Source organism: Haloferax sp. ATB1 (genome assembly GCF_000730175.1).
Window position 1 is genome coordinate 1 of the sequence record NZ_JPES01000031.1, and the last position, 26,350, is coordinate 26,350.

The window sequence follows — 26,350 nt, forward strand, 5'->3', positions numbered from 1 at the left end:
CCGATATTCGCAAACGGATGGCTGGTGCGAAGCGATTCCACGCATGGCGTTCCGACGCCTCTCCCAGTACGTTGAGTACAAGGCGGAGATGTTCGGATCAAGGTTGAGCAGGTGAGCCCTGCGTACACGAGTCAACGGTGTTCGTCGTGCGGGTTTACGCACGAATCGAATCGGCGGACGAAGCATCAGTTCGTGTGTCAGAAGTGCGAGTACGACCTGAACGCGGACTACAACGCGAGTAAGAACATCGCTCGGAAACTACTCAAGAGACTCCACTCGGGGCAGACGTCTTCGAGTGGAGGCGCACCCTGTCAGTGTGCGCTTGCGTCAGGGACGCTGAACCTGAATGGCGATTTCCACGCCTCCGTCGACTCGACGGCAGAAGGGGAGTCCACTGACAAGCCCACGACTTCAGTCGTGGGTTACTGACGCTGGTACTCGTACGCACCGGGACTCTCGCCTAGTTCTTCGGCCACCTGTTCAGGAACAGTCACCGTAAGGTCTTGCTGACGGACGAAGCGTTCGAAGGCTTGGTATTTTTCGTTTGATGGACCACCCATCGCGAACAGCACACTGCTGTCAATGATTGCAGTACTCTCGCGTGGAATTGCTTCACCTGCCATCACTCAGGGCGCTCCAGGTATGGATCGTAGGTTGTGGCCTCCTCGACGATATCCTGAAGCGCGGTGAAGACGGTCATCCCCTCGACAGGGTGCACTCCGAGTTTCGTTGCTGCAGTACGCTGTGTGAGTTCACCGGCCATGACTCGGAGCGTGTAGTGGAGTGCAGCAGCAAGCTTCGCGATTCCGTGGCGTTCGACAAACACCCGGATGTCTTCGACCGCTAGCTGTTGTCCGATTGCAGCAATGAGCGTGGGTGTCGCGAGGACGTCGCCATGCTCGGTCTCGAGATGCAGACGAATCGGGTCGACAGTAACGCTTGCTGGTTTTTCCCCCTCAGCTCGGGTTAAGATACCCATCTCTTCGAGCTGACCAATGTACTTGTACGTCGTCGAATGGGCCATCTTGAGATCCGCTTTGATCGTCTCGATTTCGACGGGGCCGTTCTGGAGGATGTAGATATACAGCCGAGCGAGCGGTGGCGTATTCAGCAACTCAGCGTACGTGAGAAAGTCGTTGAATGTTTCTTCCGGATTTGGTGGTGTCGCAACCCGGTCATCTGTCGACATCGTATTCCATATTCCATGTACTGTGTATTAATTCTTGGTTCGGTCGGGGAGGGCCCACAACGAATCGGCACGCCCCGCTCGCCGGCCCGCCCACCGTGCGCCCGACTCGCGTTGCTCGCCGGTCGTGACGACCCGCTCTTTGCAGTCGCGGGTCGCATCGCTCGCACCCTCCCGGTGCGCCAGCACCAAGCGCGCTGTCGGTCGCGCCGCCCTCGCAGGCTCGGTCGGCGGACGCGAAACCGGCTTGTGTGCTGGCCGCTCGCGGTGGCCGGGCCGTCGGGTCGCTCACGTCGTTCGCGCCCCKTATGCGCGCGGTGCTGGCTGTGTGTCCGTCGTCGCGCGCACGCCTTCCGCGCCCTCCGGGCGCGATGAAGGCGCGAAAGGCGTGCGCAGAGCCAGTTGGTCGAACGAGAGAGCCGCGGCTGGAGAGTCGTGGTGTCGGAAGAAGACGCCGAGTGAGCGCCTTCAGGTAACAGCAATGAGTAGTAAGAAGCAGTTCAGTACTAAAGTTTCGCACTCCGAACACCCCCGAGCGGTCGACGACGACGTGGTCGATGAGACGCCAGCGCTTCATCCCACGGTCGAACTCGAGATCCAGGCTAAGATTGACCTGAACAATCCCGAAGCGGTTGGTCGGGGACTGACCCTCGCGGAAGAAGAGCGAATGGCTGCACGGGAGTGGGAGATCAAACAGACGCGTGCACGGTGGGACCGGAGACAGACGTCGCGTCGAGAAGCGCGGACGGCGACGGCGGTCGAACAGTCGAGTATCGAGGCAACGCGTGCGTTCAAGCAACGCGCCGGGTGTGTGAATCGGTGGGCCGACCCCGAGGCGGAAGACCCGCGTGTGCAACTGACGAGTGAGCAGTTGGGCGTTGTGAACCGGGAGGCGGCACGGATGCAATCGAAACTCGATGGATGGTCGCGGGCGGCGATCAGTCGGCGGCTGGCCGAGGAGGTCGCAGACGGGAACTCGATGATGAGCGCGGTCGTGGGTGTGTTCGAGGAGTTGCAACAGGCACCCGGGACGGTGATTCCGATTGCGGCGGTCAGCGAGGTCAGCCGTCGAGAAGTGTCAATCGAAGGAACGATTACGCAGTTGTGGGAGTCGTCGGATCCGGCGATTCAACAAGTGGGACTCATCGAAGACGAGACGGGACGAACGAAGGTGACGGTCTGGGAGAAATCGGGGCAACCGGCTGTGAGAGAAGGCGAGCGGGTGACGCTGCGGAACGTCGCAAAGAGCTGGTACGGTGGGCGTGTGTCGGTGGCCGTGACGGGATGGTCTGAGCTGTCATTCCCGGAGCGCGAGGCGTGGTGGGCTGAGTAGGCGTCGCCGGCGGGTGTGTTCTTTTTTACGTCTCCACCGACCCGGCCCCACCTCCCCACCCACCGCTCCGTGCTCGCACCTGCGGTGCTGCGCGCGCAGCCACGACCTCGAAAAACAGGAACAGGTCTCTTCCCTCATTGGGAGGCAACCAGTACAGAACCGACTCATCAACCACCCTAGAACTTAGTCAATTGCTGACATTAGCAGCGGCCATGGCACGGGAAATGAAGTGCAGCTCTTGCGGAAACGTCCAGTCATACAACAACATTGCAACGGCCCCAGATCGGTGCCCGAATTGTAACCAGCCCTGGCAGCCGAATTACTAACTCGATATTCTCAATGTCCGTCTCGTCTGTCATTCACACGTGGATTGAGAGCCGTCGTCGTGTAGTGCACCGCGGCTGCGAATCGTGTTTTCACGATCAGAGAGCCGAGCCGCTGCAGACCGGCTATCATCTGGATCGAAGTCGTAGAGCATCAGTGCAGCTTTGGCGATCTCAAGGTTCTGCTCAATTTGCTGCCATCGAGTGAGGTCTGCCCATCCGTCAGCACCGGACTCCAGTTCCAAGGTCAGTTCGTCGACAGTCGTCGCGTCGTACTGTTCTTGGATCGCTTGCCGTTCTTCTTTCAGTTCCCGAATCGCCTGTCGAATCTCGTCTTTCGTGTGCTCGCGGTGAATGTCGGCGATCCGCCGCATCGCCAGCATCTGCGGTGCGCGCATGTAGCGAGTGGCATCGTCAGCTGCAATCACTTTGACACGGCCAGTCTCAGCGAGCGCTGAGAGGTGCTTCCGTGCAGTGGGTTCACTCACATGGGCACGCTCAGCAACTTCGCTGGCAGTTTGTGGGTTCGTTGTAACGTCGATTACCTGTCGAATACGCTCAAACGTCGTGGTGTCTGCTTTCCAGTCATCAATGACTGCCTCGTTGACGTTACCCTGCCACGGTGTTGTGGAGGAGTCTGCCCCGGTCATTGGTCGTCGTACGAGCGTAGTGAGTAAAATAGCTTTGCTGGAGATTGCTAATTTTGTCTACCCTGCCAAACTGCGCTGGCAGGTCATCCAGCAATAGTAAAATCACGATTAGTAAAATCACGATTAAGATAATCAGAACGACTATGATCTACCAAGCCAAATACGGACTATGTCTCGGCCTTCCTTCGTCAACCGCGACGACGAACTCTCGTTTCTTCGATCCCGGTTCGACCGTGAGACGGCGGAGTTGCTCGTCATCTATGGCCGCCGGCGGCTTGGAAAGAGCGCGCTCGTCCGTGAAGCAATTCGTGACCGAGACGATGCGGTGTACTGGCAGGCGACCGAGGAGACTCCGGACGTACAGCTCGCAAGCTTCGTCGAGACCGCTCGCGAGACGTACCCGGTCGTTGACGATATCAAGCGTGACTGGGAGACAATTCTCAAGACAATTGGGCGGCAGGACGCAGTCGTCGTTATCGACGAGTTTCCATACTTAATCGAATCCGACGATGCAGTCCCCTCAAAGATACAGCGGGTCTGGGACCTCCATCTCGAACAGACGGCGGCGTCGTTGGTACTCGTCGGGTCGTCGATCAGCGTGATGGAAGAGAAAGTGCTCGGGGGTGGGAGCCCGCTGTACGGACGCCGGACCGGAACCATTGACTTGCCACCACTTGCGTTGGCCGACGCACGACAGCTGTACCCCACAGACGACCCAGAGACAACGATTGAGACGTGGAGCGTCTTCGGTGGGACGCCGTACTATCTTCAGGCACTCACCCCAACGGCATCGCTCGCGGAGAACATCCAGACACACGTGCTTTCCGAACACGGTGTGCTCCACAACGAGCCAGAGTTCCTCCTCCGGACAGAGTTCGGGATTCAAGAGCCACAGACGTACTACACGATTCTCCGGGCGATTGCGACAGGAAAGCGCGAGGCGAGTGAGATTGCTAACTTCGCCGGTATCGATTCGAACGCACTCGGATCGTATCTCGCGAAGCTCCGTCGACTGCGCCTGGTCACACGGGATATCCCGGTCACGGCGAATCCCAATGCGACGCGAAAGAGCCGGTATCGACTGAACGAACCGCTGTTTCGGTTCTGGTTCCGTTATGTGTACGGCAGAAGGGACACTCGCCCAGCTCGGTGACAATGCTTTCGAGGAGTTGGTCGCACCTTCGTTCTCGGAGTACATGGGCTCGATGTTCGAACTCGTCTGTCAGAATGCGCTCTCGTCGTTAGTTCCCAAGACCTACCACGGGATTGGCTACTGGTGGCACAAGCATCACGAACTGGATGTTGTCGGCCTTGCGAGTGACGGCACACTCGTCGCTGGGGAATGCAAGTACACGCAGCGAGAAATGAACGAAGGTGACCTTGCCGACCTAGAGCGGAGCGCTGCGCAGGTCGACTGGACGCCACCGGAGGGTGGAGATCCGACGTACCACTACTGTTGCTTCGCTCGTTCAGGATTCTCTGACGGCCTGCGAGAAGTGGCATCTAATCGGTCGGATGTATCGTTGTTCACCCCGAGTGAGATCGTGTCTGAATGATTTAACTAGGCACATCTCGTTGGTTGATGTGTATTGTTGCCATGCGTCGTCGATTCGTCGTTTCGAGACACACAGGTCGGGTGACCATTCCAGCGAACCTCTTTGTAAACCGGTTTGATGAGGAAGCGTGTCAACAAACCGAAGACGGCGCTCAATTCAGCTTTGACTGTGGACCGGTGTTTCGGACACACATCGCTTGTCAAAGCGACTGGCAGCTCACACGGACGGAGGATGGGACACGGATCTCCGAATCAATCACATACGGCCACACGTGGTATCGATTCGCTCTTGGTGGTCTCTGTGTTGGGCTGGTCGGTCGTGGACTCGCGGTAAGTGGTGCATCTGGGGTTGCCGCAGCGGTGACTGCGTTCAGCATTCTTCTGTTGTTGTTTGCGTCTAGTCTCCTGTTTCGAGAGACGACACTTCCACGTCAGCAAGTTGAGCTTGATTCGTTTACCAGTCCGCAGTTCGGTCCCCTAAGTATCGCTTGGGCTATGACACTCTGGGCGACGGTTCTTCGCCCAGCATATGGCCTCTTGTGTAGTACTGGGCTCGTCGGCATGTGGTTGATCCACGGACAGTCTCCCCGAGTTGAGACGTCTCTCGAGCGTCTGAGCCGTTTCCTGTCAACGTACTACTGGAGGCTTCCGGCAGTCCCGAGTCGATACATTCTGACGATGGCGGGTGCGGCGGTTGGACTCGTGATTTTTAGTCTACTCAATATGCAGATCTCGATCAGATCTCCATTGCAGACTACCATTATCGTCGGTGTGACTGGTGGTCTCGTCGTGTGGCTCTTGTCCTCGATTGGTTCACGACGCCAGGCTAGGGGTGCAGTCATCGCCGCCGCAGCGCTCTCTGGATTGGTTGTCCTTTCGCTCCCCACCCAGTTTTCAGTCCGAATTCGGCCACTCCCAGTTCACTCACTACAGAGCTATCTCGGTCTCGGGGTTACTGCAGCACTCCTTGTTATGATCTGGGGCAGTCTCTGGTTGTTCCTCTTCGGACAACAGTCCAGAACCCGAGCGCAGTTCTTGGAGGCTGGTCGTGAGATATCGACACGACAGGCAGCAGTTGCGGCGTACCTGATGATTACTACTGCAGGGGTCTTTCTGTGTTCGATTATACTCGTGGCCTATGTCAGTTGGTCACTTCTCGGACAGGGCGTCTCACTCGTTGTTTGGTTGCTTGGGGGCAGCCTCGCGCTTCCATTTGGATACTTACTGATGGGTTCGTGCTACCAACTTAGTCAGTTAGCACTCCTCGTTCGAGAGATTCGGACGCGGTGCGATAGACACCCTGATTTAGAGCCATACGCCATCCCGTTTGAACCCACCGTTCCGGTGTGGGTCCTGCCGGAAGAGCGGTTCTATGCAGGTGCATATTGGGACCCATTTGACCATGCAATCGTCCTTTCGACAGGTGCGTTGGAACATCTCGATGATCTCGAAATTGCCGCTCTCATCGCCCATGAAGAGAGCCACTTCGAGCATCGAGGCGCAAAACTACAGTTTATGTTTGCATTTCTACCTGCATTCGCACTCATGGGGAAGAACGTCGTGTACAGCATTTATGACTTCCATGCCCGAGAGTTCACCGCGGATGAGTATGCTGTCCGACGCCTAAACGACGCCACGGGCACCAACCGCGGGGCCGACGTGATGGTTGGACTCCTACAACGGTTTTTCAAAAATGAGACCACAGTATTGGAGGGGTCTGTTCTGACGTTCCTTCCAACATTACAGACAACCGCGCTCACCGAAACGGCGCAGGGTGTGGCTGAACGTGCGTTCACCGTGTTTCACGGTCACTTCGCTGGTGCGGTCCATCCATCAAACCACGAACGGATCTGTGAAGTTCGTCGTCGTGACTAGACCGTTCTTGAGGAGTAGTCGTTCACTCCTCGAAGAGTGCAGCCAGTCGCTCGTCTTTGTCCATGTGTGCTGTGTCGACCAAGATAGATCCAAAGTACAGCTTGTACGGGGCTGCTACAAACATTTGGGCGTGTGCACGAAGCAATGCAACCCGACTGGCTGCATCCGAAGTGAGACGTTGGTATCTCATCGAGAAACTCTCAGACCCGATGATTCCTGGATGTTGAAGTCCAATCGTATTCGGCGTCGTACGTGCCCGAAGGCTGTACATTCGTCGGATTGCATGCCGTACTGTTTTTGCGCCAACAACCGCTGCAGCTGCGGCATCCGCGTTTCGCTCGCTTTTTCGGTAGTCGAAGAACGCAGGTAACGCGTTCGCTCCACCGAGGAATGACGACAGCATCACCGTCGCGTAGCCAAGCCGTCGCTCTCGGATGTGATACAGTTCATGCTGCAACAATGCCTGTAACTCATCGCGAGAACATTCTGAAACCACGATATCGCTCACGATGATGTAGTTTCGCACACCGAATAGTAGCGACAACGGACGAATATCTGGATAGCCGTCACAGCTGATCCGACGAACTTGAACGTCGGGCGGAACCAACGACTGGCCAGCGTCGTCCGTAAGTGGTGTTGACCGCGCGAGTACGCGGAGCGCCCGATACGGTCGCCCAAGAATCTCTGTAACTGTCCCAACCGCGACGAACACGAACGGCCAAAGCAATCCACTAAGGAATATGAGACTCCCGAGACGTGCTGACCCAGGGAACGCCGCAAACGCGTGATCAAGCGTCTCGTACATGCTCGTGAGAAACCCGTGTACTGACGTCGTGAGTTCAGCCGGCAGTATCACAAGAAGTGGTTGGAGGGTTGACGACGGGAGATAGTACGTCCCCGTAATACCGAAAAGAAGAATCGAGATCGCAACAGCCGTTACTGCATAGATGACGCCCGAGAATATAACAAACCCGACAAACGTCCCGAATCGCTGTGTGGCTGACTCAAATGGGGTGAGCCGGTAGTCGTGCAGGACGCTCGTAGTATATCTGCAGTCCCAAACCCAGAGTCCGAACATGACGAGTGCACACAGAAAAACGAGCGTGAATAGCGGGGTCGCAATCTGAAAGACTGCTTCTCGGACGACTGCTGGAGAGAGTGTCTCAGGTGCTGCTGTTTGTCCGCCCGTGAAGTCCGAAAGTATCGAGGCTGTCCCACGGCTGGTCTCACCGACTGCGTACGTACTCAGAACCGCCCCAAGCCGCGCGACATACGTTGCTGCAAGGACCGCTGGAAAAAACAGTAGCGTGGTTCCAAACGATGTTATTGCCATTGAGTACGGAATCGCCATTGGTCGTTTTGCGAGATCCGGACGAACAAACGGGAGCTCGTCACTCAAATAGAATAACATTAACTGGATACCGACTGCAACGGCACAGAATACGAGTACAGGCCAGTAGTCGGTAATACTGAGCAGGTGATTGATTACGGTTGCAAGCGCTAACAAGCCCATTACTGAGACGAACCCACTCTTATTTTCGAATACAATCTCGGTACAGACGCTGACTGGTGCGTCCGTATTATGTTTGCCTTCAAGAAGCACAAGTGCGGCGAGGTAGCCCGGAAGCGACCAAACAGTAGTCAGCAAAAAGGGAGCGAAGACGACGAGCGCAACGAATAGCGACTGAATAGATCCGTGTAACCAACGCTCGACACGAACTTCATTCTCGTTAGTTATGGAGAATCGTTCGTTTGGGACGAACCGATTTTTTGCCACCCACTCTATACGTCCGCTCTCAGACACAACACGTTCATACGCATCGTCAAGTTGGTTCTCGAGTGCAGTTCGGGTGGGGGTCTGCGTTGCCCATCGTACTTCGTACGCACGGTGTGGCGATGTTACAGACGACCGAATCCACTTGACCCAGCGTGATGTGTCTATTGTGAGCACAAACTCCAACTCTCGTCCGAGCAACTATTCTTGATGGGTTTCAAATCATTTGATTGATACGAAACTTGCTCCCAAAGCTATATTCTATTGTGGCGAACGTGTCGACTAGCTGAATGACCGTGTCTCGAAAACAGAGCGCAGATGAATTTGATAAGCCGTGGCCCTTGCAGGAACCACGCGAAGTTCTGAGCAATCGGAAGCTCCGCTTTCCGTCGATGGCGCAAGAATATCTTGTCGGGTTCGAAGACGGTGTCGCAGTTCACTGGAATTACGATGTGGATTCTGGCTTTGTGTTCGTTTCTCAAGCACCAGCATACAAGGAAGGGTATACGTACGCAGACCGGAACGTCGTCGAAGAGCCGATGAGTGAGTGGCCGAAGATTCGTGCACCTGCGGCACTTCCAGTACAAATCCGCGAGCGGTTCGAAATCGAAGGTACCTACATGGTGTACCTTGCCAGCCCAGAGATGCTTACTGACGAGAATCCGTCGGCATGGGTCCTGTCGTGGTCGCAGTTTACGTCACTTCTCCCTGGTGCAGGCGGTACTGGCCCTGATGACGTGGGTACAGCGATCTCGAAGAATCCGGGGTTCATGCCATCTTCGCCGTTCTAGCGGTCGTTGCTCTTCTCACGGCCTGTTTCTACGAGTAGAAACTGTTCCAGCAGTCGAGACTCATTCTACTGCATGAAAATTGCCAACTTATTGATACATGTGCTGCGTTGTTGTGGGTGAGGATGGTGAAGACAGACGGATTGGGTCTGTTGGATCACATCGTCCACTAACCCACCATGACCGAAACGAATGCAGTCACGATGCCGGAGCACAACGATGATGCGGCACTTACTGAAACGCCGACGCTCATCGTGTGTGAAGGGGACGGCGGAATTGAAAAAGGAAAAGCAGTTCTCGCGCTCGCCAAGCGAGAAGGAATCGAAGACCGAGTGAAGATGGTTGCAATCAATTCGGGGTCCGGAAAGTTTGGCGACCTTCCCGATGATGCCGAAACGGTCACCTTACGAACGCCAGAGCGGCGCTTCCACGAACATGATAAGAAACAGCGGCACTACCTCAAACCAACGGACATCATCTCAGGAGCCCATGGGAGTGGCCGCATTCGACGCATCGGACGGTACCACTTCGATAATCCAGAGCGGGTCGGGAGTTACCACGATCAGATTCGTCGGACGATTGTTGAGTTTGTCGAACAGTTCCAAAACGACCCCGACGTTGACGGGCCAAAAGGCGTGAACATCTTCCAGCTCGTTGGAGCAGGTGGTGGAACTGGTTCTGGCGTCATGCCGCTCATCACCGGGCTCCTCCATAACATTCTCAACGAACTCGAGAATACGCTCCAACCCGGGTTCGAACACTGGGCGGTCTGTAGCCTTGCGACGACGTCAGACTTCGACGGTGGGGGGGATGCACCCGACATCCATTGGCGGTTCCCAGCGAACTCACTCGCACTCCTTGACGAACTCCGGGCGATTACTGGGTACGATGACGTCGACTACCCACTACGAATTCCGCTGCTGTCGTCTCAAGATCGAACGAACAACCGCCGGTCGGCATATTCCATCGATGAGAACCCCTTCTCTGGGGTGTTCTTGCTCCGCTACAATCAAGACGAAGCTGAAGACCGTACGTACCGCAAAGGAGTTGGCCGCACGACTGCCCGACTCGTCGTCGAGTGGATGCGGAAAAACCAAGACCCATTCGAGGACCTCGAAAACGAGGTAAAGTACCTCACGAATACGTTCTACGAGGTTCGAGGTGCCAGCTTCGAGGTCCCCAACGAGCGTGTTCGAGAACTCTTGGAGGTGAAAAAGCAGTACCAAACTGCCACCCAAGACGTTGCACGGATTACTGACGAGCAACGTGACATCGAAGCGGCACTCGAACAGCTCGATATCGCGCTTGATGCGGAGTCACTCATTCGAAGTGGTGATCTTGTCGCTGCGGATCATGATGCTCGCGGGGCTGACGATGAGGGTCGTGTCGCGCCCGAAGTGATGGTGACCGCATTCAAGCGTGCTGAGCAAGTCGCCAGTAACCTTTCACCGCGGGCGTCGCGAATCGACGGGATCAAAGACGAACTGAGCGAGTTCCAGGACCGTCGGACGTACTCGTTCCATGCGTCGCTAGATGGAGATACTGTCCAACGCGCAATCTTCATGTCTGCCGTCCTTACAGAAGTGAAATCGTCACTTCGGAGCCACCGCTTCGACACGCTTGTACACGAGTTCGTCGAGCGCCACGATAGCCAGATCCAGAAGGCAGACCCGTCGTTCACGTCGACGGCAGATCCCAAAGCTCAGTTCCTGCAGACAATTGAGCCAATGCTCACGAACCGTATTCAGGCGCTCTCGTCTGAACTCGACAGTATGGGCCTTACTGGCCGGCTCACAGAGCGAGAGACGTACACCTCTACCAAAGAGACGATTGAGCAACTTCGGTCGACGCTCACGGAACTTCGGAATGCACTCGATGAGCGTGACCAGATCGCGCAACTCGCTGAATCGGTCGAGAATGAGCGAGACGCTGCAAATGAAGCACTCGAATCAACGCGAAGCGAACTCGTCGCTGCGAAAGAACACGCCGAAAGCAAACTCAACACGAGCCAGCAGCGAAAGCGGGCATCGAAGCATTCTCTTGACCGTCACACGGAGGCCATCCAGAGTTCTCCGCTTGGACGGTTCGTTACCCTGCCAGTCGCATCAGGGGCTGAGCTGAGCGAATCACGATTCGAGAACAATCCGGGAATCACGGAACTCATCGAAGACGGTGTTCTCGACCGCGAGGTGGTTGTGAACCGTCTCCAGGAGACACTCTACGATTACGAGGACGGCGTCCTCGGGGCTTGTCTCGAAACGCGTGCGAAGTCACGTGCACCAAGCCAGAGCCGCCCAGTCGTGTTCTGTACGGAGCCCGCTCGGGAGTTGATCTGGGAGGATGCTCCGTCTGGGACGTCGCCCAAGACGATTGCAAGCGACGAATTCGACAAACAACCAGAGACGGTTCTGTGTACTGACGACCACCGTATCGGTCTCCTCGCAGTTCATGGTGAACTTGCACTCGATAACTTCGACCATGGCCAACTCCGAGATTCGCTCCACCGTGGCCGGCCCAGTCTCTGGGGAGAGCGCATCGACCTCGCGGACTGCTACGCGTATCCTGAACTGCTGCCAGAAGATCATCCGGTGTCGCTGCAGAGTCAGGTCGACAATGCCGACCTCCCCAAGTGGGGTGAAGACCGATGACTCGAACGCCTATTTGGGTCCTCTCCGTTGCGGCGCTTGTACTCGTTGCTGCACTCACCGCACCCGTTGCGGCTGTTGGTTCGAGTAGTCCTGCCGTGCCACTGACTGTCGACACTACCTTCGTGGGAACGAGTGAGACGAGCGAACACGCTGTCGTCGTAACGGTTATCGTTTCACCGACCGACAAAACCGGTCCAATAAACAATACTGCCATCACGATCAACACCGAGGATACGTCGTTCATTGACCCATCGAGTATCTCGACGAACGAGACGACGGGAGGTGCACAGGTCCTGCGACAAAATCGGAGTCGACCTACTGCGTTCGAGTTGGACCGAATGGAGCCTGGGGAACGTGTTACAATCTCGTTCCGTGTGTACCCGAAAGCAGTACTCCCTGCAGGAGAGACGCTCGCAACAGTCTCCGCACAAACCCAGTTTACCCAGACCCAGCGTGTCGCGTCTGAAACAACGCCTGTCGTACCCGTTGTGGATCGATCGGATGCGGGGTACGCTGTGACACCGCCAATCTCACCTGTTCAAGCTGGTGGGATCGGTGCGACAGTCGCTGCTGTCGGTACGTTGGGTATCGCTCTCGTCTACCGGCGACAACGGCGACAGACGCTCTGTGGCCTCCTCCGGTCCGCGCACGAACAAGCAGCTAGTAGCGGCACAAAGCGAGCCATCGAAAAAACACTCGCCAAGCTTGGAGGAGATCCACCGTCGTCGACGGCTGACTTCGACACTACGACGCCCGAAACCTCGGATGAAGAGCCACTCTTCGATTTCGATGAGTGATTGTCTCTCGACGAGAGTTGCACAGCGCCAATGCACACCGTGGCGTCACCACCGGAGTAGCTAATGCCAGGATACGAACGCCATCTCAGATATGGGTCCGTCGCTCACGTGGTGCTCGTCGTTGGAACGACACTCGCGTATCTGGTTGGGCTGTGGGACCTTGGTGTGGTTGCGCTCACCGCCGCAGTATTTCCAGTAACCCTTGTTGGTGCGCTCTTTCCAGATCTTGACCATCCGTCTTCGATCCCATACCGGTGTGGAAAACGCTACCTACCGGTGTTCATAGCTGTTCTTGTAACGGTGATCGGCCTCCGCTACCGACACCCTATTGCAGTAGCGCTCGTCGACACTAATGCGCGTGGCGCTGGTGCCTTCGTGAGTGGGTTTTTTGTCGCTTCTGCTGCGTGGGGATCGTGGGAAGGGATACGGACATTGTTTCCGCTGCTTCGGCCACCACATCGGACGATCACGCACCGTCTTTCGACCGGTATTGTCGCCGCGATGTGTGTCGCGACAGCTGTGTGCTTACTCGTTGGCGGTGATGGCACGCTCACCGAGGGAGAGTTTGTCCTCATTGCAGTCTGTTCGCTTGGGTTCTTTCTTGGGGTTGTGAGTCACCTCGCAGCCGACGGACTACTGAGCGACCGTGGATTCTCAATCGTGGCACGTATACAGACGAAGGAAGATTAGATCTCCTCGGATATTTCGCCTGACCCACGTTCCACGCCTGTCTCGGCTAACTGTACTATTTTATCGGCCCCCTTCGGGTGCGGGGCGGCACCTCGCCCTGCTGATTCGAAATGTCACAGCCAGACACAGCCATGCAGACAGCGACGTTCAGCGACGCACCCACCCGTGCCGACGAGATGCAACTTGCCGTCGAGGAATGGTTAGAAGACCTCCTTGCCGAGATGACCACCGCACACGCAAGCGAGGCGTTCCAGCGGTGGCTTGACGTCCAGAGCCGGTTTCACGACTACTCAGCGCGGAACAGCCTGCTCATTTCGTTGCAATGTCCGGACGCGACGCACGTCGCAGGCTACCGGACGTGGCAAACCGAGTTCGACAGACAGGTCTCGGAAGGTGAGTCGGCGATTTGGATCTGGGCTCCGATCACGGCCAAAGTGTGTCCGGCTTGTGGCGAACCGAAGTCCACCCACGACGACGACTGCGAGAGCGACGGTGTGCCATACTCGGAGTGGTCGAGTCAACTGCGTTCGTTCAAGCCGGTTCCCGTGTTTGATGTGTCACAGACGACGGGCGAGCCGCTGCCGTCGTTGGAGACCGCCACACACGGTGACGCGAGCGACCTCGTTCCCATGCTCTGTGCCGCGGCGGAGTCACTCGGGGTGGACGTGTCGCTCGTGTCTCCGAGTGAGTGGACCCACGGCGCTGCGCGCGGCGTGTGTGAGTTCCCGCAGGGACACCGACCGAGCGTCGCAGTCAGACAGCGGCCGAACGAGGCGGATATGGCGACGACGCTCGTCCACGAGTTCGCTCATGGGCTGTTGCATGCAGACCGGACGAGCCTGCCAGAGCGGTCGCTGCGCGAAGTCGAAGCAGAAGCAGTCGCGTATCTCGTCGGTCGACAGTTCGGGTTGGATGTCAGTAACTCAGCGTTCTACCTCGCTGCCTGGGCGGGCGAGGACGCCGCGTCGGTTCTCGAACGTCTCAACCGGATTCGGTCGGTGACGGTGTCGATACTTGGGGCGGTTGGTGACTCGGCTGGTCGTCCCTAGCTCGCTTGCGATTGCGCGACAGTCGCCTCTCGTTCAGCGACGACCGAGACGTCGCTGACTCGCTGCCTGTGAGCAATCGCCGAGAGAGTTTATCGCCCCCACACAGGGTGCGGGGGCTCACCACGAGCGTTCGCCGTTCCAATGACTCCGAAACGACCACCCACCAGACGGTCCGTAGCGACATCGACCCACCGCGGTCACGACCTCGTCCGTGTGACCGAGTGGCTGCCGGGAAGCGAGCCAACTGACTACGCTCTCGAACTCTCCGACGGCGACGGCTATCGAACGCGGTTTTGGCGCTGTCGGAACTGCGGTCACGAGCGAAACCGGCGCGACGAGTTCCGCGAACCGTGTCGTTCGACACCCGGCCGCCCGCTCGTGAGCGACGGCGGCTACGCAGTCGAAGACTCGCGGACATGGAAAGCACTCATCGAAGCGATGACGGTCCGGTTCGGGACCGTCGGCCCGCGCTACGACGTCGAGTCGTCGAGCGGGAACACCTACGAGGTCGATATCGCGGCAGGGACGTGTAGCTGCCCGGACCACCAGAAACGCGGTGTCGAGTGCAAGCACCTGAGACGGGTGTTGTTCGAACTCCGGACGCGCATCCTGCCTCAGCCGGACGGGCGCTTCGCACGGTGTGTGGCGGAGTCGCGACGAGAGACGAGTGCGTTCGAGCAATCGCGGTGAGTGTTATCTCCCCCTGAGGGGTGCGGGGGAACTTCCCTCGTAGTTCCAATGGCAACGAATCATACCAAACACGACAGCGGCATCGCTGAGCGCACACCGACCGGACACGAGATTCTCGTCGTCACCGAGTGGGACGACGACGGAACACCGTCGCTCGAAACACTCGCGCAGTTCGACCAGGGCCGGCGGCGCGTCTGGCGCTGTGTGAACTGCGGAGACGAACGGAACGAGCCATCCGGGTTCGAGCAGGGCTGTCCGAACCAACCGGTGTAGGTCGCGATCGCCGCGACGACGACACGCTACAATCCGAGGCGCACCGCCTGCCAATTTTATTCCCCCCTGAGGGGTGCGGGGTGGCGAAGCAGCCACCTCACGACCGACAACAATGTCTCTGAGAGAAATCTACGACCGAACCTTCGACGAATCGTGCGGCAAATCCATCGACGCCAGCGAGTGTCCCGAATGTGACGGGCGACTCACGACGGACGGCGGTGAAACGGCCTGCGAGGAATGTGGCCTCATCGTCGACCAGTATTATTTCGACCACACGCACGGACCGCGCGTGTTCGACGAGGACCCCCACTCAGTTCCCCGAACGGGTGGCCAGCTCACCCCGGCGCGACACGACAGAGGTGTCTCCGCGGAAATCGGCTACAACCGAGATGCGAACGGGCGGACGGTGTCGAGTAAGAAACGACGGCAACTCTACCGGCTTCGGCGCGAGCATCGGCGGGCACGCTTCGAGTCGAAAGCGGAGCGAAACCTCGCGACGGCGCTCGGTGAAATCAGCCGGATGGGGAGCGCACTCGACCTTCCGTGGAGTCTCATCGAAGAGGCGAGTCAGCTCTACCGACGCGCCCAGGACGCGGACCTCATCCGAGGGCGGTCAGTCGAGATGATTGCCGCGGGGAGCCTGTATGCGACGTGTCGTCGTCGTGGCCTGCCGCGCCCACGTGATGAAATCGCGAGCGTCGCGCGCTGTTCGTGTGATCAAGTCCAGACGGGCTATCGGGCGCTCAACAGCGAGTTAGGAATCGATGCCCAGGTCGTCACCGCGCGGACGTACGTCACTCGGCTCGGGTCGGACAGCGGCCTCTCCTCGCAGGTGCAGTCGCGGGCGTACGAACTCGCGACGAGAGCCGACGAGGGCGGGATTACAAATGGGCGGAATCCGGCTGGCGTCGCCGCAGCGTGTCTCTATCTCGCGGGAACGGAACTCGGTGTGGACCCGACACAAACCGACCTCGCCGCACTCGCAGACGTGTCGGTCCCAACGCTCAGAGCGCGGTATGTCGAACTGACAGAACTGGCGTAAAAAACGGCGGCGACAGTCGACTGCTGTCTGCTCAGGTGTCGTCGTCCGCGTCGGGAGCAGACGGCGGGCGTCGCGAGAGTCGGTCGAAGCGTGACTGAGCGGCCTCGGTTCGCGCCTCGGTCTCGTCGGGTTCGTACTGGCCACCGTCGTATGCGCCGTCAGCGACGGTAATCGTCAAGACCGCGTTTTGGGTTCTCGCTCGCCACGGCAGTTCGTCGCGGTCGACGACGAGTTGGTCGATATCCCGACCGTCGGCTTCGACGAGCAACACCGCGCGGTCGTCCTCGAATCGGTCGACTGTCGCCGTGTATGTCCCGTCTGGAATCATGCGTACGTCTCTTCGAGTACGACCGCACCGGTATTATCCGTCACGGTGATGGTATCGCCACCGTTGTTCCAGATGGCCGAGCCAGAGCCCCAGTAGTAGTCTGTCGACGTATCGGTCCCCGTTCCGGTGTGGAGGGTGAGCGTTGCACCTGCGGCGAGTGTCGTATCCGATGGGAAGGTGTAGGTCCGGCCTGCGGCATCGGCGACTGTCCACCCGGAGATATCGAGGGCATCACTTCCCGTGTTCTCGAAGACGATGTACTCGTCGTTCAGGTTGTCCGCGTCGTCTCCCGCGGCGTCGGCGTGGACGTCCGAGACTGCGAGCGACGAAGTGGGCGTCTCGGTCTCAGTCTCGGGTTCAGTCCCACCGTCGGTTGCGACCGGTGTGAGCGTCGCGACCGTTCCGTTCGTCGTGATGGTCGACCGGGCGGTCACCTCCCCGGTCGTCCCCGGTTCAATCGCTGTCCCCTCGCGGAGTTGTGTCGGCTCGGTCGGTGCATCGCGTTGGGTGCGGACGGTGACGTGCTGGCCGTCGCTTTCGAAGACAATCGTGCCGTGGGTTGCCGTCCAGTACGTCGGGACGGACTGCGCTGCCAGCCGGGACAGCGTCTCTTCGTTCGGGTGGCCGTATTGGGAGTCGTACGCGCTCGAGACGACGGCGACCTTCGGTTGGACCGCTTCGAGGAACGGGGCCGTCGTACTGCCGCCCGAGCCGTGGTGGCCCGCCTTGAGCACCGTCGCGTGCAACTGCGAGCCGTACGTCTCGACGAGGTACTCTTCGGCTTCGTGTTCGGCGTCCCCGGTAAACAGGAACCGACTCGTTCCGAACTGGGTCATGAGGACGATACTGTTCTCGTTGCGGTCTTCGTTTGCCAGATAGCCCTCGGGCGGCGACAGCACCTGCGAGGTCACGGCACCCATCTGGATTTCGTCGCCGGCCTGCGTGCGGTACAGCGGCACGTCGTGTTGTTCGATGGCGTCGAGATACGCCTCGTACGTCTGGGAGGTAGAGGTGATGCCGGGGTCGTACACCGCACCGATACCGTCTGCCTGCGTTTCGAAGTAGTCGATAACGGCCGCGTTCCCACCGATGTGGTCCGCATCGGAATGTGAGGTCACGAGATAGTCGATGCGATCGATATCGTGTGCTTGGAGGTACGAAAGCACGTGTTCGCCATCGTCTCGGAAATCACCGGTGTCGATGAGCATTGTCTCACCATTGGGTGCGACGAGGAGTGTACTGACTGACTGGCCGACGTTGATGAAGTGGACGTCGAATGTGCCGTTGACCGACGTGACAGTCTGAGATGATTGTGTCGTCGCAGTCGGTGTTGTCGTGGGCGTTGCTGTCGGCGACGCAGTTGTTCCTGTGTCGGGTGCGGGGCCACCGGCACCAGTACAGCCGGCGATGAAAACGAGGAGGACGACTGCAATCGTCCGGACCTGGAGCGTCATACGACGACATCGCCGGCAGGTGGTTTAATTGCTTTTTTGAAAGTAGGCGCTAAGACCCGTGTTCAACGAGTGAGCGGAGTCGTTTGAAAGAGCGACGGTATCTCACGATGGCGATACGATCTGCGTCTCGAGCCAGTTGCCTTCGAGGATGTCACGGCGGATTGCTCGCGGCGTTGAGCGGTTCGTACGAACCGGTGTGATACGCGACTCGCCAGAGTTTGAGCACAGCGCGAGTGACAAGGACTTGTGGTGACTGCGTAATGCAGGAGTCTTCGACAGCCTCCGGGTCCGCAGTCGCATCAGGTGGTGGATGGTAGTGCTCACACCCAGAAACGGACACGTAGTCTCCAGCGTGCGGATGTGACCCCCACCGAAGATTCACGCCTTCAGCATCGGTGTAGTGGAATTTGTAGTCTCCATCGACTGTCCACTGGATATCGATCCGGCTAGAAGCCGCACCACAGAAGCCATCCTCGAATGTGACTTCGAGAACAGTCGGATTGAGAAAGTCGTCTAGTGTCGGCGTTGCAAGTGGCTCTTCTCGCTCAATGACCTCACGAATTTCGAGTAAGGCACCTCGGTCAATCGCTCCTCGAAGCGAGTGGGTTTCGTTGGCTTCAATGGTTTCCATCTGTCTTATGCCGAGATACTCCCACCAGCCGAATGGCGGTCGCCATCAACAAATCGCTCGGCATTTGCGATTGAAAGTGCTGCGTTCGCAAATGCGAGGTTTCGGCGTGTCGTCTGCCACGTTTGAATCGTCTCCGCATCAATCTCCTGTTGCTCCGCCGTGGACTCAGCGAGTGTTTGGTTTGCTTGGGACACAGTCAACTCTTCGAGAGAGTCAACGTCGTACTCAGCCCGATAGGTGTTGAGTTGCTCGCGCATCTCGGAAATTCGCGTGACGAGTTCATCGGTTGAGACGTGTGCAAGGATATCTGCAGCCTGTTCGACAACGAGCGACTCAGGTGAGCGACGATAGACAGTTCCACCATTGGTGCCGGTTTCAGTACTGACGAATCCTTCTTCCGCGAGTGCATTCAGATGCTTTCGTGCCGTTTTCGGAGCCGTTCGTGCGTACTTAGCGACAGTCTCTGCCGAGACAGGCGTATATGTGTGGGAAATAACCCGTCGAATACGCTCGTGGGGTGTCGTCTCTGCTTCCCATTCTTCACCCACAGCCTCGTTAATATCCTCGAACTCAGTCGGTGGGAAACGATCACTCATATCCTCACCAACAGACTACAGGAATATAGTAGTTTCCACCTACTCTATATTACTTTTTGATCAGCCGGGTCGTAATCGATGACCTCGGTCTCGTCGGGCATCGCCCGCACCTCAATCCCGCGCCACTCGCCGTCAAGGCCGACGAGGGCCTGTGAGTAGCCGAGTCGGTCAGAGCCGGGGACGGCGTCTTGGACGAATCGCATCTGGGCGTAGTTGAGGCCGAACTCGTTCGCCCACGTCTCGTCCATCCCGTCGAGATGGTGGAACTGCTTGATAGCGCATTGGTCGAGAATCGCTTCCGACTCCGGGTGTTGGAAGAATTCGTCGACAGTCTGGGTGACGAGCCGAATCGAGAGGTCGTGGTGACGGTGGTGGCGGAACACCGTCTCGAGGAACGACAGGCTCTCTGTGTCCTGCATGATGTAGCGGGCTTCGTCAATGACGAACACAACCTCCTTGTCCGTCTCTTTGGCTCGCTCGTAGACGGCGGCGATGAGCAACTGCATGAGCAGGCTCGTACTCCCACCGACGGTGCCTTCCTGTTGGCCGAGGTCGAGATAGATGAGCTTCTCGTCGCGAATCTCGAACTCGGTCTCCCGGCCGAGATTCTCGTATCGGCCACCGGCCGCAAACGGACGAAGCTGGTCGATGAGCCACGCCGCGTCGGCTTCGAGCTTCGCCGTCTCGACAGAGCTGCGAACGACAAAGTCTTCGGGCGTCTCGGACATCGTCGTCAGCACGTCGAGGACGTCACGCATCGTCGGGCTCTCGTTGTCATGCGTCGCCACGTCGTCAGTGATTCCCTGTTCGTGATACGCTTCGGTGATGGCCAGTTCGAGCGTCGTTCGGTGGTCGCCGAGGTGGATGCCGCGGAGCGAAAAGAAGTTCGTCAAGAAGCTCAGCACGCTATCGATTTTCTCGTTGAACGGACTGGCGTCGTCGCCAAGTGTTCGCTGGACGCGCGGCGGGATCGGTTTGATTTCGAGCGGGTTGAGTCCCATCTTCCCACCCACCGTAATCCGATGGGCGTTGAGGCTTCGGCGACGCCGGCCCAGTTGTTGAGCGGTTCGAGAATAATGCCGATGCGGTCTTTCGAGTTCGCAATCGAGCGGATGAAGTTCTGCTTTGCGCCGAACGACTTTCCGGAGCCAGGGTCGCCGACGGTGAACATCGCATACCCGTTTTCGCGGGCGAATGCGTCGATAACGACCGGGCTGTCGTTGTGGCGGTGAATCCCGACTTCGACGCCGTCGGGTTCGAGAATCGTCGGGTTGTGTGGTGACGCAAGCAACGCCCCCACAGCCCCACCAAGTGCAACCACGTCCTCGTCGAACGGATTCGGACCGAGCGGCGCGGCTGCTTGGAGGCCGCGGTCCTGTGCACACGTCGCCGTCTTCGGTGTGAGATTTGCAGGGTGGTCTCGAAGGCGTCGCTTGACGGTTCGAACTGCCTTGCGGAGTTCACTTCGAGTGTCGCCACGAACGGTCAGAAACATCGCCTGCGAGAAGACGTGTTGGCCTTCTTCGACGGCGGTGTAGGTCGCCGTTGCTTCGTCAGCCCGCGTCTGGAGATACGAGCCACGGACGGTCTGTTCGAGTTTCGCGTCGACTTGGAGGTTATCGGCGAGCGTCTGCAGTTGGTCGCGAGCCCGAGCTTGATTTTTCGGCTGTAAGCGAACCGTACAGTCGAACTCGATATCAGTGAGGTTGAACAGCTCGTTCAGATAGCCGTCTTTGGGATAGTCCGGGTAGGACGCCAGATACAGCGTCGTCGTCCATTGCTCGCCGACACGCGCGGCGCGGGTGTCCCACTCGATTGCAGCGGGCGCGGCCATCGATGCGTGTGCAGCATCAATCGCCTCTAGAATCGAGCGGTCGGCTGCCGCCTGCTCCAACACCGACTCGTCGAAGACGGCCGTTGGGTCGAACGCCTCGGTTGTGTGGTGCATACGTTGCCATCCGACAGTGAGCGCGACACCTGCGAGAAACGCGAGGCCACCCCCAAGAACTGCCCACAGGAGGGGCGTCGACGCCGACGCGAGTGCCGACTGGAGCACAGCCGCCTCAAACATCGGCATCCTCCCGTTGGCTGTGTCCGAGCGCTGGTGCCGTTCGGAGACTCGCATCCGGGTCGCCGTACTCGTGGACGGCTCCGTTCCAGAACTCGACCGAAAGCAGGAACTGCTCTGTCGTCGAGAGCCGGCGGGCTGCCCAGCCGCGTTGTTTCCCGATGAGTTCCGTTTCGAGCGTCCGACAGCGTGTGTCGACGGCGTCGAACAGGCGAGCGCGGACCTCCGCCTCGGTGAGTTTCTCACGCCGCGTCACGAACGGCGTCAACAACACCCCCACGAGCGGCAGCGCGGTCAGTCGCTGCAGCGGTGTCTCCTCTTCGTTGAGATCGCTGTAGACCTCGAACGGGTCGACTTCGACGCCGAGGTAGTAGCAGATTTCCTGTGTCCCAGCCATCTCTTCGGGCCGCGTGTCGCGATACTCGGAGAGGAGTCGCTCGAACGCCGGGCTTTCGGCCACGTCTTCGTCGGTGAGTCGGTCATCGATGCGGTCGATGAGTCGGTCGACGGGGAACGGTCGCGTCGTCGCGTGGAGGACGAGCGGAAAGTCGAGTTCGTTGTTCGCGAACGTCTCGGCGACGTGCTGTCGTTGGGCCCAGTCGCCGGACATCGCGAAATCCATGTTCGACGGGTTGAGTTCGACCATCCCGACCATCGTCCCATCACTCCGTTCGAGTGCGCCTGCACCAGGCCACGCTGCGGCGATGTTGGTGAGGTCTTGTGTCTCCTCGGCGGGGACGAAGGGGTTGTAATCGCCGAGCGTCTGTGCGTCACTCCCGGTCGGTTCGGCGTCGGCGTACGCCGTCGAGAGCGACGGCCGGCCGAGATAGTAGTGGACGAGGTCGCCGAGCCAGGCGGTCGTCGTTCGGTGTGATGGCGTCGCGTAGACGGTGAGCAAGCCGCAACACAAGCCGCCAAGGCCGAGCGGCCAGAGGAGCGAATCGATACCGGTCAGCCCAGCGATGAAGACGCCCACGATTGGGAAGCCAACGAGTGGGTAGAGGTCGCCTTCCTCGATGTTGAGGACCGGAATTCGAACCTCTTCGCCGAGCGTTTTCAAGAGTCGTCGTTCTGCAGGTGTATCTTGTGACATGGTTAGTAGTAGCCGGGGTCGTTCTCAGTTCGGCGATACGTGGGGACGCCGCGCTGCCCGTTCGCGTCGGCGGCGACGTGGTCGTGTTGCGTTGCCGTCTCTGGGGGAGACGAGGGTTCGAGTGTGCTTTCGACAGCGCGGGCCGCTGCGGACCGCGCACCGAGTTTCGCAACCGAGGCGGCCCCGCCCGGTCCGCTGACGGCACCCGCAGCGACAACCGTACCAGCGGTGGTTGCGAGTCGTCCGGTCCGTTGTACTGCCCGCGTCGTTCGCGGAATGACGTCACGGAAGAGCCGCCATGCGATGTAGACCGATACGAGCGGGAGTGACATTGCAAGCAGATATCGGGCGAACGCACCCGCTGGCAACAGCCCGACTGTCGTGAGCGGTGTGAGTACGAGGTCGTATGCGCCAAAGAGCAGGGCAATCGGAAGGGGAAGAATCAACAGCGGGATGAACCGTCGGCACAGCGACGCCGTGAGTCGCGAGACGACAGGGAGGTTGGCGTACGTGACTGCGAGCCCGAACGGCATCGCGAAGATGTACCCGAACAACAGGAGATCGCGAACGACAAACAGCGCCTGCAGGCCCCACATGCCGAGCGCCCCGAGTCCGCTGAGCCCAACCGCGAGAATCGGGTTCGTAATCGTCACGACCAGCAGGTCGGACAGGAGCGTGCCGACACTCGTCACCGGCGGCAAAAAGAGGAGTGTGACCGCATCGACGAGCGTGAGCGACGCCGCGGCAATCCAATACCAGCAGACGATGAGGACGCCACCTGTCCAAGCAGACCGTGATGTCGCTCTCGCAACCAAGGGATTTCCGAGATTGAAGACGCGAATCGTGTTCCTCGCTTGGACGGCCATCACGAGCAGCAACAGCGCGAGGAAGGTGGTTTCGCCAGCGACGAGCGTCTCGTGGAGTGACTGCCACGGCTCGTTCGTCGGGACGCCGATGCCGAGGACGCTCCCCGTCTTCGGGGTTGGGGTTCCGAAAGCGGCCGTGCTCAACTGCTCGTAGCCCGTCGGTGATGCCGCGCTGAAACCAGCCGGTGATGGCGGCGAGAATGTCGGCAAACCACTCGCTGCCGAGTTCAGACAGCGTTGAGTCAGCCATGCCGCCTCCGGGTTCGAGGCCGGGGTCGGTTTCGAACCATCCCCACCAGCGGGGTCGGTGTCGCGACTCGTCGTCGATGCAACTGTGAAACGGATTGTGTACTGCGTCGTATCATGGGTGTGGAGATCTGAGGCGGGCAAGCTGGCGACTCGCGTACACCACGGTACCGGCGGCGAGGAGGAGTTTCAGGAGGTCCCAGAACGCATCGGTCAGACCGTGGAACGTCGTGAGCGGGTGCCAGGTGGCAGTCGCTTCGGTCGCGACGTAGGCAGGCTGTCCCGGTCGCCACGCCGCTGGACGGAACGCCGCCCGATAGACGCCGGGTTCAGAAACGACGACCGTCGCCTGCCCGGTTTCGTTGAGTGACACCGGGGTTCCAGCGACGACGACCGAGCCATCGGCGTGGTTTGTGCCGGCTGCCCCCGTCGACAGCGGTTCGCCCGTTGCGTCGTCGGTGAGGGTTACAAGCAGTGTCGCGTTCGTCAGCGAGTGTGATGCGGTCGTGAGTGTAAGGGTAGCGTTCCGAGCGCGTTGTGGCGTCGTTGGGAGCGAGCGTGTCGTCGGCGGACCGGCAACCAGACCGTGGAGCGTCACCGACGCGGCCGCCGGCTGCCGGAGGCGAAGTCTATCGACGTGCTGGTACGCCGTCGGTGTACTCGTGAGATTCGAGTCGTCGAACTGTGGGCGCGCGTGCTTCGCGCCCGTTCGGTCTTCAATCTGGAGCGGCCCCCACGGCAGCTCTGGTTCCGGACGCGAGCGTGTTGGAACGGCGTGAACGACGAGTGGTCGTGCTGTCGGTCGAACCACCGTCGTTGTCGTCGCAGTTGCCTTGTCGAGCGTCTGCCACGCTGGCTCTTCGGCGGTGTAGAACTGCCAGACGTTCTGGACTGCATGGTCGGATGTCCCCGCAAGTCCATAGCGACTCCATGGCGTCAGATTCGAGAGGATAACTCGGCGGGTGCCGTCGTGGTACGCGAGGACGGCCGTGTCTGCAGTCGGGCGTGTGACGACGACAGTCTGTGTCTGAGTGACGGTGACGTTCGCAGTAACACGGTCGGTCGTCGTCTCGCGTGTGCCGTTTGCGGTAACTGTGACCGTCCGTTCGAACGCGGCGGTGACGGTTGCCGTGAGCCGGAACTGCGTTCGCCCCGTCGGTACCTGTTGATAGGTGAACGTCGGCTTCTGTGTGCGACTCGCGGTTCCGAGGACGCCGCGGTCAGTCGCAAGCGAGACTGATTCGACACGGTGTGAACGCAGTCGCCAGGAGACGGTCGTGTTGCCGGTCGTGACCGGCGTGGTGTCGACTCGATAATCAACATAGCCAACGACGGACCCGGTTGGTCGAACGAATCGCGTCGTCGTCGCGGTCTCGTGGACGAGCGTCGACGGCGACACCGTCAGAAACGACACCCGAACGTCTTGGAGTCGGCCATCGGAGCCGACAGGGGCCGACGATGGGCCGAGCGACGTGGTTTCGTCACCCGGCGTAATCGACTGCCGAAGGCGGTCGTTTGCCGCCGTCACATTGGGCGGTGTCTCGTAGGTGAAGTCCGTACAGGTTGCCAGCAACTCGACTGGTCGCGGGTCGCGTCCGTACTGCTCGCGGTAGCCATCTGCTGTGAGACAGTCGTCCGGGTCGTCCGACCAGCGCGTCGCATTTGTGTGAGGGCCCGGTTGCGAGGCGTTTTCGGGTACTGCTGCTCCACCTCCAGCCAGAGCGAGGAGCGCCACAGCGGCGAGGATGCAGGTCACACTACGGACCGAAGCGTGAGACGTCACGTGACCGCTAGATGGGGACGAGGTCGATACACGTCGCGAGCGGGAGGCCCATGGTGCCACCAGCGACGGTGTAGAGCGGGCCGAGTAAGACGAGTGTGAGCGTCGATTTGAGTGCGGTTCGCTTGTGTCGCTTAATCTTCTCTCGTTGGTCTGGGCTGAGCGTGAAAATCTCGGACAACGAGTTCCCCTGCCAGACGACGACGAGTCCGATGAGTCCAATCGTCGTCGTGAGCTGGAAGAACCCAGAAATCATCGTCGGGATTCGATCCGTTTGACAGATGACGCTCTCTTGGGCGAGTGCCGGGTCGACAGCAATGAGACTGAGCAAGACGAACCCAATCAGCCCGTGTCGAGCGAGATATCTAACCGTCGGTACAGCGTGCGTGTGGGCCGAAGCGCGAGCGTGTGCTGCTGCTCTTCGGACCCGAGCGAATAGTCGAGTCATGGGTCTTGGGTAAGAACGGGCTTTCACCGCGTTCGAGTGGCAGCTGCCACTGAACTGTCACCGATTGGGTAGGAGTCGGAGACTATCGCTCGTTTTTCTCGATAGCTAGCTATAAAGCTAGCGCAGCGTTATCAGCTATGATATTCATAAATGGTCAGAACAGCCGT

Annotated in this window: 22 protein-coding genes and 4 pseudogenes; 12 read left to right on the plus strand and 14 right to left on the minus strand. The window is 59.0% G+C overall.

Annotated elements, in window-relative coordinates; translation table 11 throughout:
* Positions 1 to 429: pseudogene (locus ATB1_RS20320) on the plus strand (zinc ribbon domain-containing protein); the annotation flags it as partial.
* On the opposite strand, the gene ATB1_RS04800 reads toward ATB1_RS20320, so the two are convergent.
* Both ATB1_RS04800 and ATB1_RS04805 read right to left on the minus strand, forming a co-directional pair.
* On the minus strand, positions 423 to 623 hold the full coding sequence (locus ATB1_RS04800) for a hypothetical protein (RefSeq protein ID WP_042662496.1): 201 nt from the start codon (positions 621 to 623) through the stop codon (positions 423 to 425). The pseudogene ATB1_RS20320 and the gene ATB1_RS04800 sit on opposite strands and share 7 nt — an antisense overlap.
* Positions 623 to 1,189 carry a helix-turn-helix domain-containing protein gene (locus tag ATB1_RS04805; RefSeq protein ID WP_042662497.1) on the minus strand — a complete coding sequence of 189 codons (567 nt, stop codon included), beginning with the start codon at positions 1,187 to 1,189 and terminating at the stop codon, positions 623 to 625. The genes ATB1_RS04800 and ATB1_RS04805 overlap by 1 nt, the downstream gene beginning before the upstream one ends.
* A gap of 478 nt (positions 1,190 to 1,667) precedes the next feature.
* Between ATB1_RS04805 and ATB1_RS04810 the strand changes: the two genes are divergently transcribed.
* A complete protein-coding gene (locus ATB1_RS04810; protein ID WP_042662498.1) occupies positions 1,668 to 2,519 on the plus strand; it encodes a DNA-binding protein in 852 nt (283 codons plus the stop codon).
* A 355-nt stretch (positions 2,520 to 2,874) separates the two neighbouring features.
* Here ATB1_RS04810 and ATB1_RS22895 read toward each other — a convergent pair whose 3' ends face one another.
* Positions 2,875 to 3,492 (minus strand): winged helix-turn-helix domain-containing protein, encoded by a 618-nt coding sequence (locus ATB1_RS22895; RefSeq protein WP_042662499.1) that lies wholly within the window; start codon positions 3,490 to 3,492, stop codon positions 2,875 to 2,877.
* Positions 3,493 to 3,661: 169 nt separating this feature from the next.
* Here ATB1_RS22895 and ATB1_RS04820 point away from each other — a divergent pair.
* Both ATB1_RS04820 and ATB1_RS21950 read left to right on the plus strand, forming a co-directional pair.
* Positions 3,662 to 5,048 (plus strand): annotated as a pseudogene (locus tag ATB1_RS04820) (ATP-binding protein).
* A 722-nt stretch (positions 5,049 to 5,770) separates the two neighbouring features.
* Positions 5,771 to 6,922 (plus strand): M48 family metalloprotease, encoded by a 1,152-nt coding sequence (locus ATB1_RS21950; RefSeq protein WP_157837714.1) that lies wholly within the window; start codon positions 5,771 to 5,773, stop codon positions 6,920 to 6,922.
* A gap of 22 nt (positions 6,923 to 6,944) precedes the next feature.
* Here ATB1_RS21950 and ATB1_RS04830 read toward each other — a convergent pair whose 3' ends face one another.
* A complete protein-coding gene (locus ATB1_RS04830; protein ID WP_128081391.1) occupies positions 6,945 to 8,699 on the minus strand; it encodes a hypothetical protein in 1,755 nt (584 codons plus the stop codon).
* Between the two features lie 389 nt (positions 8,700 to 9,088).
* On the opposite strand from ATB1_RS04830, the gene ATB1_RS04835 reads away from it, so the two are divergent.
* The 8 genes from ATB1_RS04835 (at position 9,089) to ATB1_RS04870 (ending at position 16,673) form a co-directional block, all read left to right on the plus strand.
* Entirely contained in the window at positions 9,089 to 9,487 is a 399-nt protein-coding gene (locus ATB1_RS04835; RefSeq protein ID WP_128081392.1) for a hypothetical protein, read from the plus strand.
* 176 nt (positions 9,488 to 9,663) lie between these two features.
* Positions 9,664 to 12,132 (plus strand): tubulin-like doman-containing protein, encoded by a 2,469-nt coding sequence (locus ATB1_RS04840; RefSeq protein WP_042662503.1) that lies wholly within the window; start codon positions 9,664 to 9,666, stop codon positions 12,130 to 12,132.
* A gap of 515 nt (positions 12,133 to 12,647) precedes the next feature.
* Positions 12,648 to 12,929, plus strand: coding sequence for a hypothetical protein (locus ATB1_RS21380; protein WP_128081393.1), 282 nt, complete (start codon positions 12,648 to 12,650; stop codon positions 12,927 to 12,929).
* Between the two features lie 63 nt (positions 12,930 to 12,992).
* The gene (locus tag ATB1_RS20325; RefSeq protein WP_082256276.1) at positions 12,993 to 13,619 is read left to right on the plus strand and encodes a metal-dependent hydrolase; all 627 of its coding nucleotides are present in this window, start codon (positions 12,993 to 12,995) and stop codon (positions 13,617 to 13,619) included.
* A 176-nt stretch (positions 13,620 to 13,795) separates the two neighbouring features.
* Positions 13,796 to 14,668 carry an ImmA/IrrE family metallo-endopeptidase gene (locus tag ATB1_RS04855; RefSeq protein WP_082256278.1) on the plus strand — a complete coding sequence of 291 codons (873 nt, stop codon included), beginning with the start codon at positions 13,796 to 13,798 and terminating at the stop codon, positions 14,666 to 14,668.
* A 213-nt stretch (positions 14,669 to 14,881) separates the two neighbouring features.
* Positions 14,882 to 15,358, plus strand: coding sequence for an SWIM zinc finger family protein (locus ATB1_RS04860; RefSeq protein ID WP_042662507.1), 477 nt, complete (start codon positions 14,882 to 14,884; stop codon positions 15,356 to 15,358).
* Between the two features lie 48 nt (positions 15,359 to 15,406).
* Positions 15,407 to 15,631: a hypothetical protein gene (locus ATB1_RS04865; RefSeq protein WP_042662508.1), complete on the plus strand. Its 225-nt coding sequence runs from the start codon at positions 15,407 to 15,409 to the stop codon at positions 15,629 to 15,631.
* A gap of 112 nt (positions 15,632 to 15,743) precedes the next feature.
* Positions 15,744 to 16,673, plus strand: coding sequence for a transcription initiation factor IIB family protein (locus ATB1_RS04870; RefSeq protein WP_042662509.1), 930 nt, complete (start codon positions 15,744 to 15,746; stop codon positions 16,671 to 16,673).
* 31 nt (positions 16,674 to 16,704) lie between these two features.
* On the opposite strand, the gene ATB1_RS04875 is transcribed toward ATB1_RS04870, so the two are convergent.
* From ATB1_RS04875 to ATB1_RS04915, 10 genes and pseudogenes are all read right to left on the minus strand, one after another.
* Positions 16,705 to 17,001 (minus strand): DUF3006 domain-containing protein, encoded by a 297-nt coding sequence (locus ATB1_RS04875; RefSeq protein ID WP_042662510.1) that lies wholly within the window; start codon positions 16,999 to 17,001, stop codon positions 16,705 to 16,707.
* Positions 16,998 to 18,455, minus strand: a complete 1,458-nt coding sequence (locus tag ATB1_RS04880; protein ID WP_042662511.1) for a lamin tail domain-containing protein — start codon at positions 18,453 to 18,455, stop codon at positions 16,998 to 17,000. The genes ATB1_RS04875 and ATB1_RS04880 overlap by 4 nt, the downstream gene beginning before the upstream one ends.
* 151 nt (positions 18,456 to 18,606) lie before the next feature.
* Positions 18,607 to 19,086, minus strand: coding sequence for a hypothetical protein (locus ATB1_RS04885; RefSeq protein WP_042662512.1), 480 nt, complete (start codon positions 19,084 to 19,086; stop codon positions 18,607 to 18,609).
* A 5-nt stretch (positions 19,087 to 19,091) separates the two neighbouring features.
* The gene (locus tag ATB1_RS04890) at positions 19,092 to 19,682 is read right to left on the minus strand and encodes an Rrf2 family transcriptional regulator (RefSeq protein ID WP_042662513.1); all 591 of its coding nucleotides are present in this window, start codon (positions 19,680 to 19,682) and stop codon (positions 19,092 to 19,094) included.
* A 44-nt stretch (positions 19,683 to 19,726) separates the two neighbouring features.
* Positions 19,727 to 21,759: pseudogene (locus ATB1_RS04895) on the minus strand (VirB4 family type IV secretion system protein).
* Positions 21,746 to 22,843 carry a hypothetical protein gene (locus tag ATB1_RS04900; protein WP_042662514.1) on the minus strand — a complete coding sequence of 366 codons (1,098 nt, stop codon included), beginning with the start codon at positions 22,841 to 22,843 and terminating at the stop codon, positions 21,746 to 21,748. Before ATB1_RS04900 ends, ATB1_RS04895 begins: the two are co-directional and overlap by 14 nt.
* A gap of 2 nt (positions 22,844 to 22,845) precedes the next feature.
* Complete coding sequence (locus tag ATB1_RS04905; protein ID WP_052367735.1) at positions 22,846 to 23,853, minus strand: hypothetical protein; 1,008 nt, start codon at positions 23,851 to 23,853, stop codon at positions 22,846 to 22,848.
* Between the two features lie 22 nt (positions 23,854 to 23,875).
* Positions 23,876 to 23,959, minus strand: a pseudogene (locus ATB1_RS24485) (hypothetical protein); the annotation flags it as partial.
* Between the two features lie 111 nt (positions 23,960 to 24,070).
* Positions 24,071 to 25,711, minus strand: coding sequence for a hypothetical protein (locus tag ATB1_RS04910; protein WP_042662515.1), 1,641 nt, complete (start codon positions 25,709 to 25,711; stop codon positions 24,071 to 24,073).
* A 34-nt stretch (positions 25,712 to 25,745) separates the two neighbouring features.
* Positions 25,746 to 26,183 carry a hypothetical protein gene (locus tag ATB1_RS04915; protein WP_394324764.1) on the minus strand — a complete coding sequence of 146 codons (438 nt, stop codon included), beginning with the start codon at positions 26,181 to 26,183 and terminating at the stop codon, positions 25,746 to 25,748.
* Positions 26,184 to 26,350 lie beyond the last annotated feature (167 nt).

What these genes read in the sequence shown, in the direction of transcription:
- ATB1_RS04865 (WP_042662508.1), top strand. Translation starts at nt 15,407, where the DNA reads ATGGCAACGAATCATACCAAACACGACAGCGGCATCGCTGAGCGCACA.
- ATB1_RS04885 (WP_042662512.1), bottom strand. Translation starts at nt 19,086, where the DNA reads ATGGAAACCATTGAAGCCAACGAAACCCACTCGCTTCGAGGAGCGATT.
- ATB1_RS04870 (WP_042662509.1), top strand. Translation starts at nt 15,744, where the DNA reads ATGTCTCTGAGAGAAATCTACGACCGAACCTTCGACGAATCGTGCGGC.
- ATB1_RS22895 (WP_042662499.1), bottom strand. Translation starts at nt 3,492, where the DNA reads ATGACCGGGGCAGACTCCTCCACAACACCGTGGCAGGGTAACGTCAAC.
- ATB1_RS04835 (WP_128081392.1), top strand. Translation starts at nt 9,089, where the DNA reads ATGGCGCAAGAATATCTTGTCGGGTTCGAAGACGGTGTCGCAGTTCAC.
- ATB1_RS04855 (WP_082256278.1), top strand. Translation starts at nt 13,796, where the DNA reads ATGCAACTTGCCGTCGAGGAATGGTTAGAAGACCTCCTTGCCGAGATG.
- ATB1_RS04800 (WP_042662496.1), bottom strand. Translation starts at nt 623, where the DNA reads ATGGCAGGTGAAGCAATTCCACGCGAGAGTACTGCAATCATTGACAGC.
- ATB1_RS04900 (WP_042662514.1), bottom strand. Translation starts at nt 22,843, where the DNA reads ATGTCACAAGATACACCTGCAGAACGACGACTCTTGAAAACGCTCGGC.
- ATB1_RS04875 (WP_042662510.1), bottom strand. Translation starts at nt 17,001, where the DNA reads ATGATTCCAGACGGGACATACACGGCGACAGTCGACCGATTCGAGGAC.
- ATB1_RS04915 (WP_394324764.1), bottom strand. Translation starts at nt 26,183, where the DNA reads ATGACTCGACTATTCGCTCGGGTCCGAAGAGCAGCAGCACACGCTCGC.
- ATB1_RS21950 (WP_157837714.1), top strand. Translation starts at nt 5,771, where the DNA reads ATGCAGATCTCGATCAGATCTCCATTGCAGACTACCATTATCGTCGGT.
- ATB1_RS04805 (WP_042662497.1), bottom strand. Translation starts at nt 1,189, where the DNA reads ATGTCGACAGATGACCGGGTTGCGACACCACCAAATCCGGAAGAAACA.
- ATB1_RS04890 (WP_042662513.1), bottom strand. Translation starts at nt 19,682, where the DNA reads ATGAGTGATCGTTTCCCACCGACTGAGTTCGAGGATATTAACGAGGCT.
- ATB1_RS04880 (WP_042662511.1), bottom strand. Translation starts at nt 18,455, where the DNA reads ATGACGCTCCAGGTCCGGACGATTGCAGTCGTCCTCCTCGTTTTCATC.
- ATB1_RS04840 (WP_042662503.1), top strand. Translation starts at nt 9,664, where the DNA reads ATGACCGAAACGAATGCAGTCACGATGCCGGAGCACAACGATGATGCG.
- ATB1_RS20325 (WP_082256276.1), top strand. Translation starts at nt 12,993, where the DNA reads ATGCCAGGATACGAACGCCATCTCAGATATGGGTCCGTCGCTCACGTG.
- ATB1_RS04810 (WP_042662498.1), top strand. Translation starts at nt 1,668, where the DNA reads ATGAGTAGTAAGAAGCAGTTCAGTACTAAAGTTTCGCACTCCGAACAC.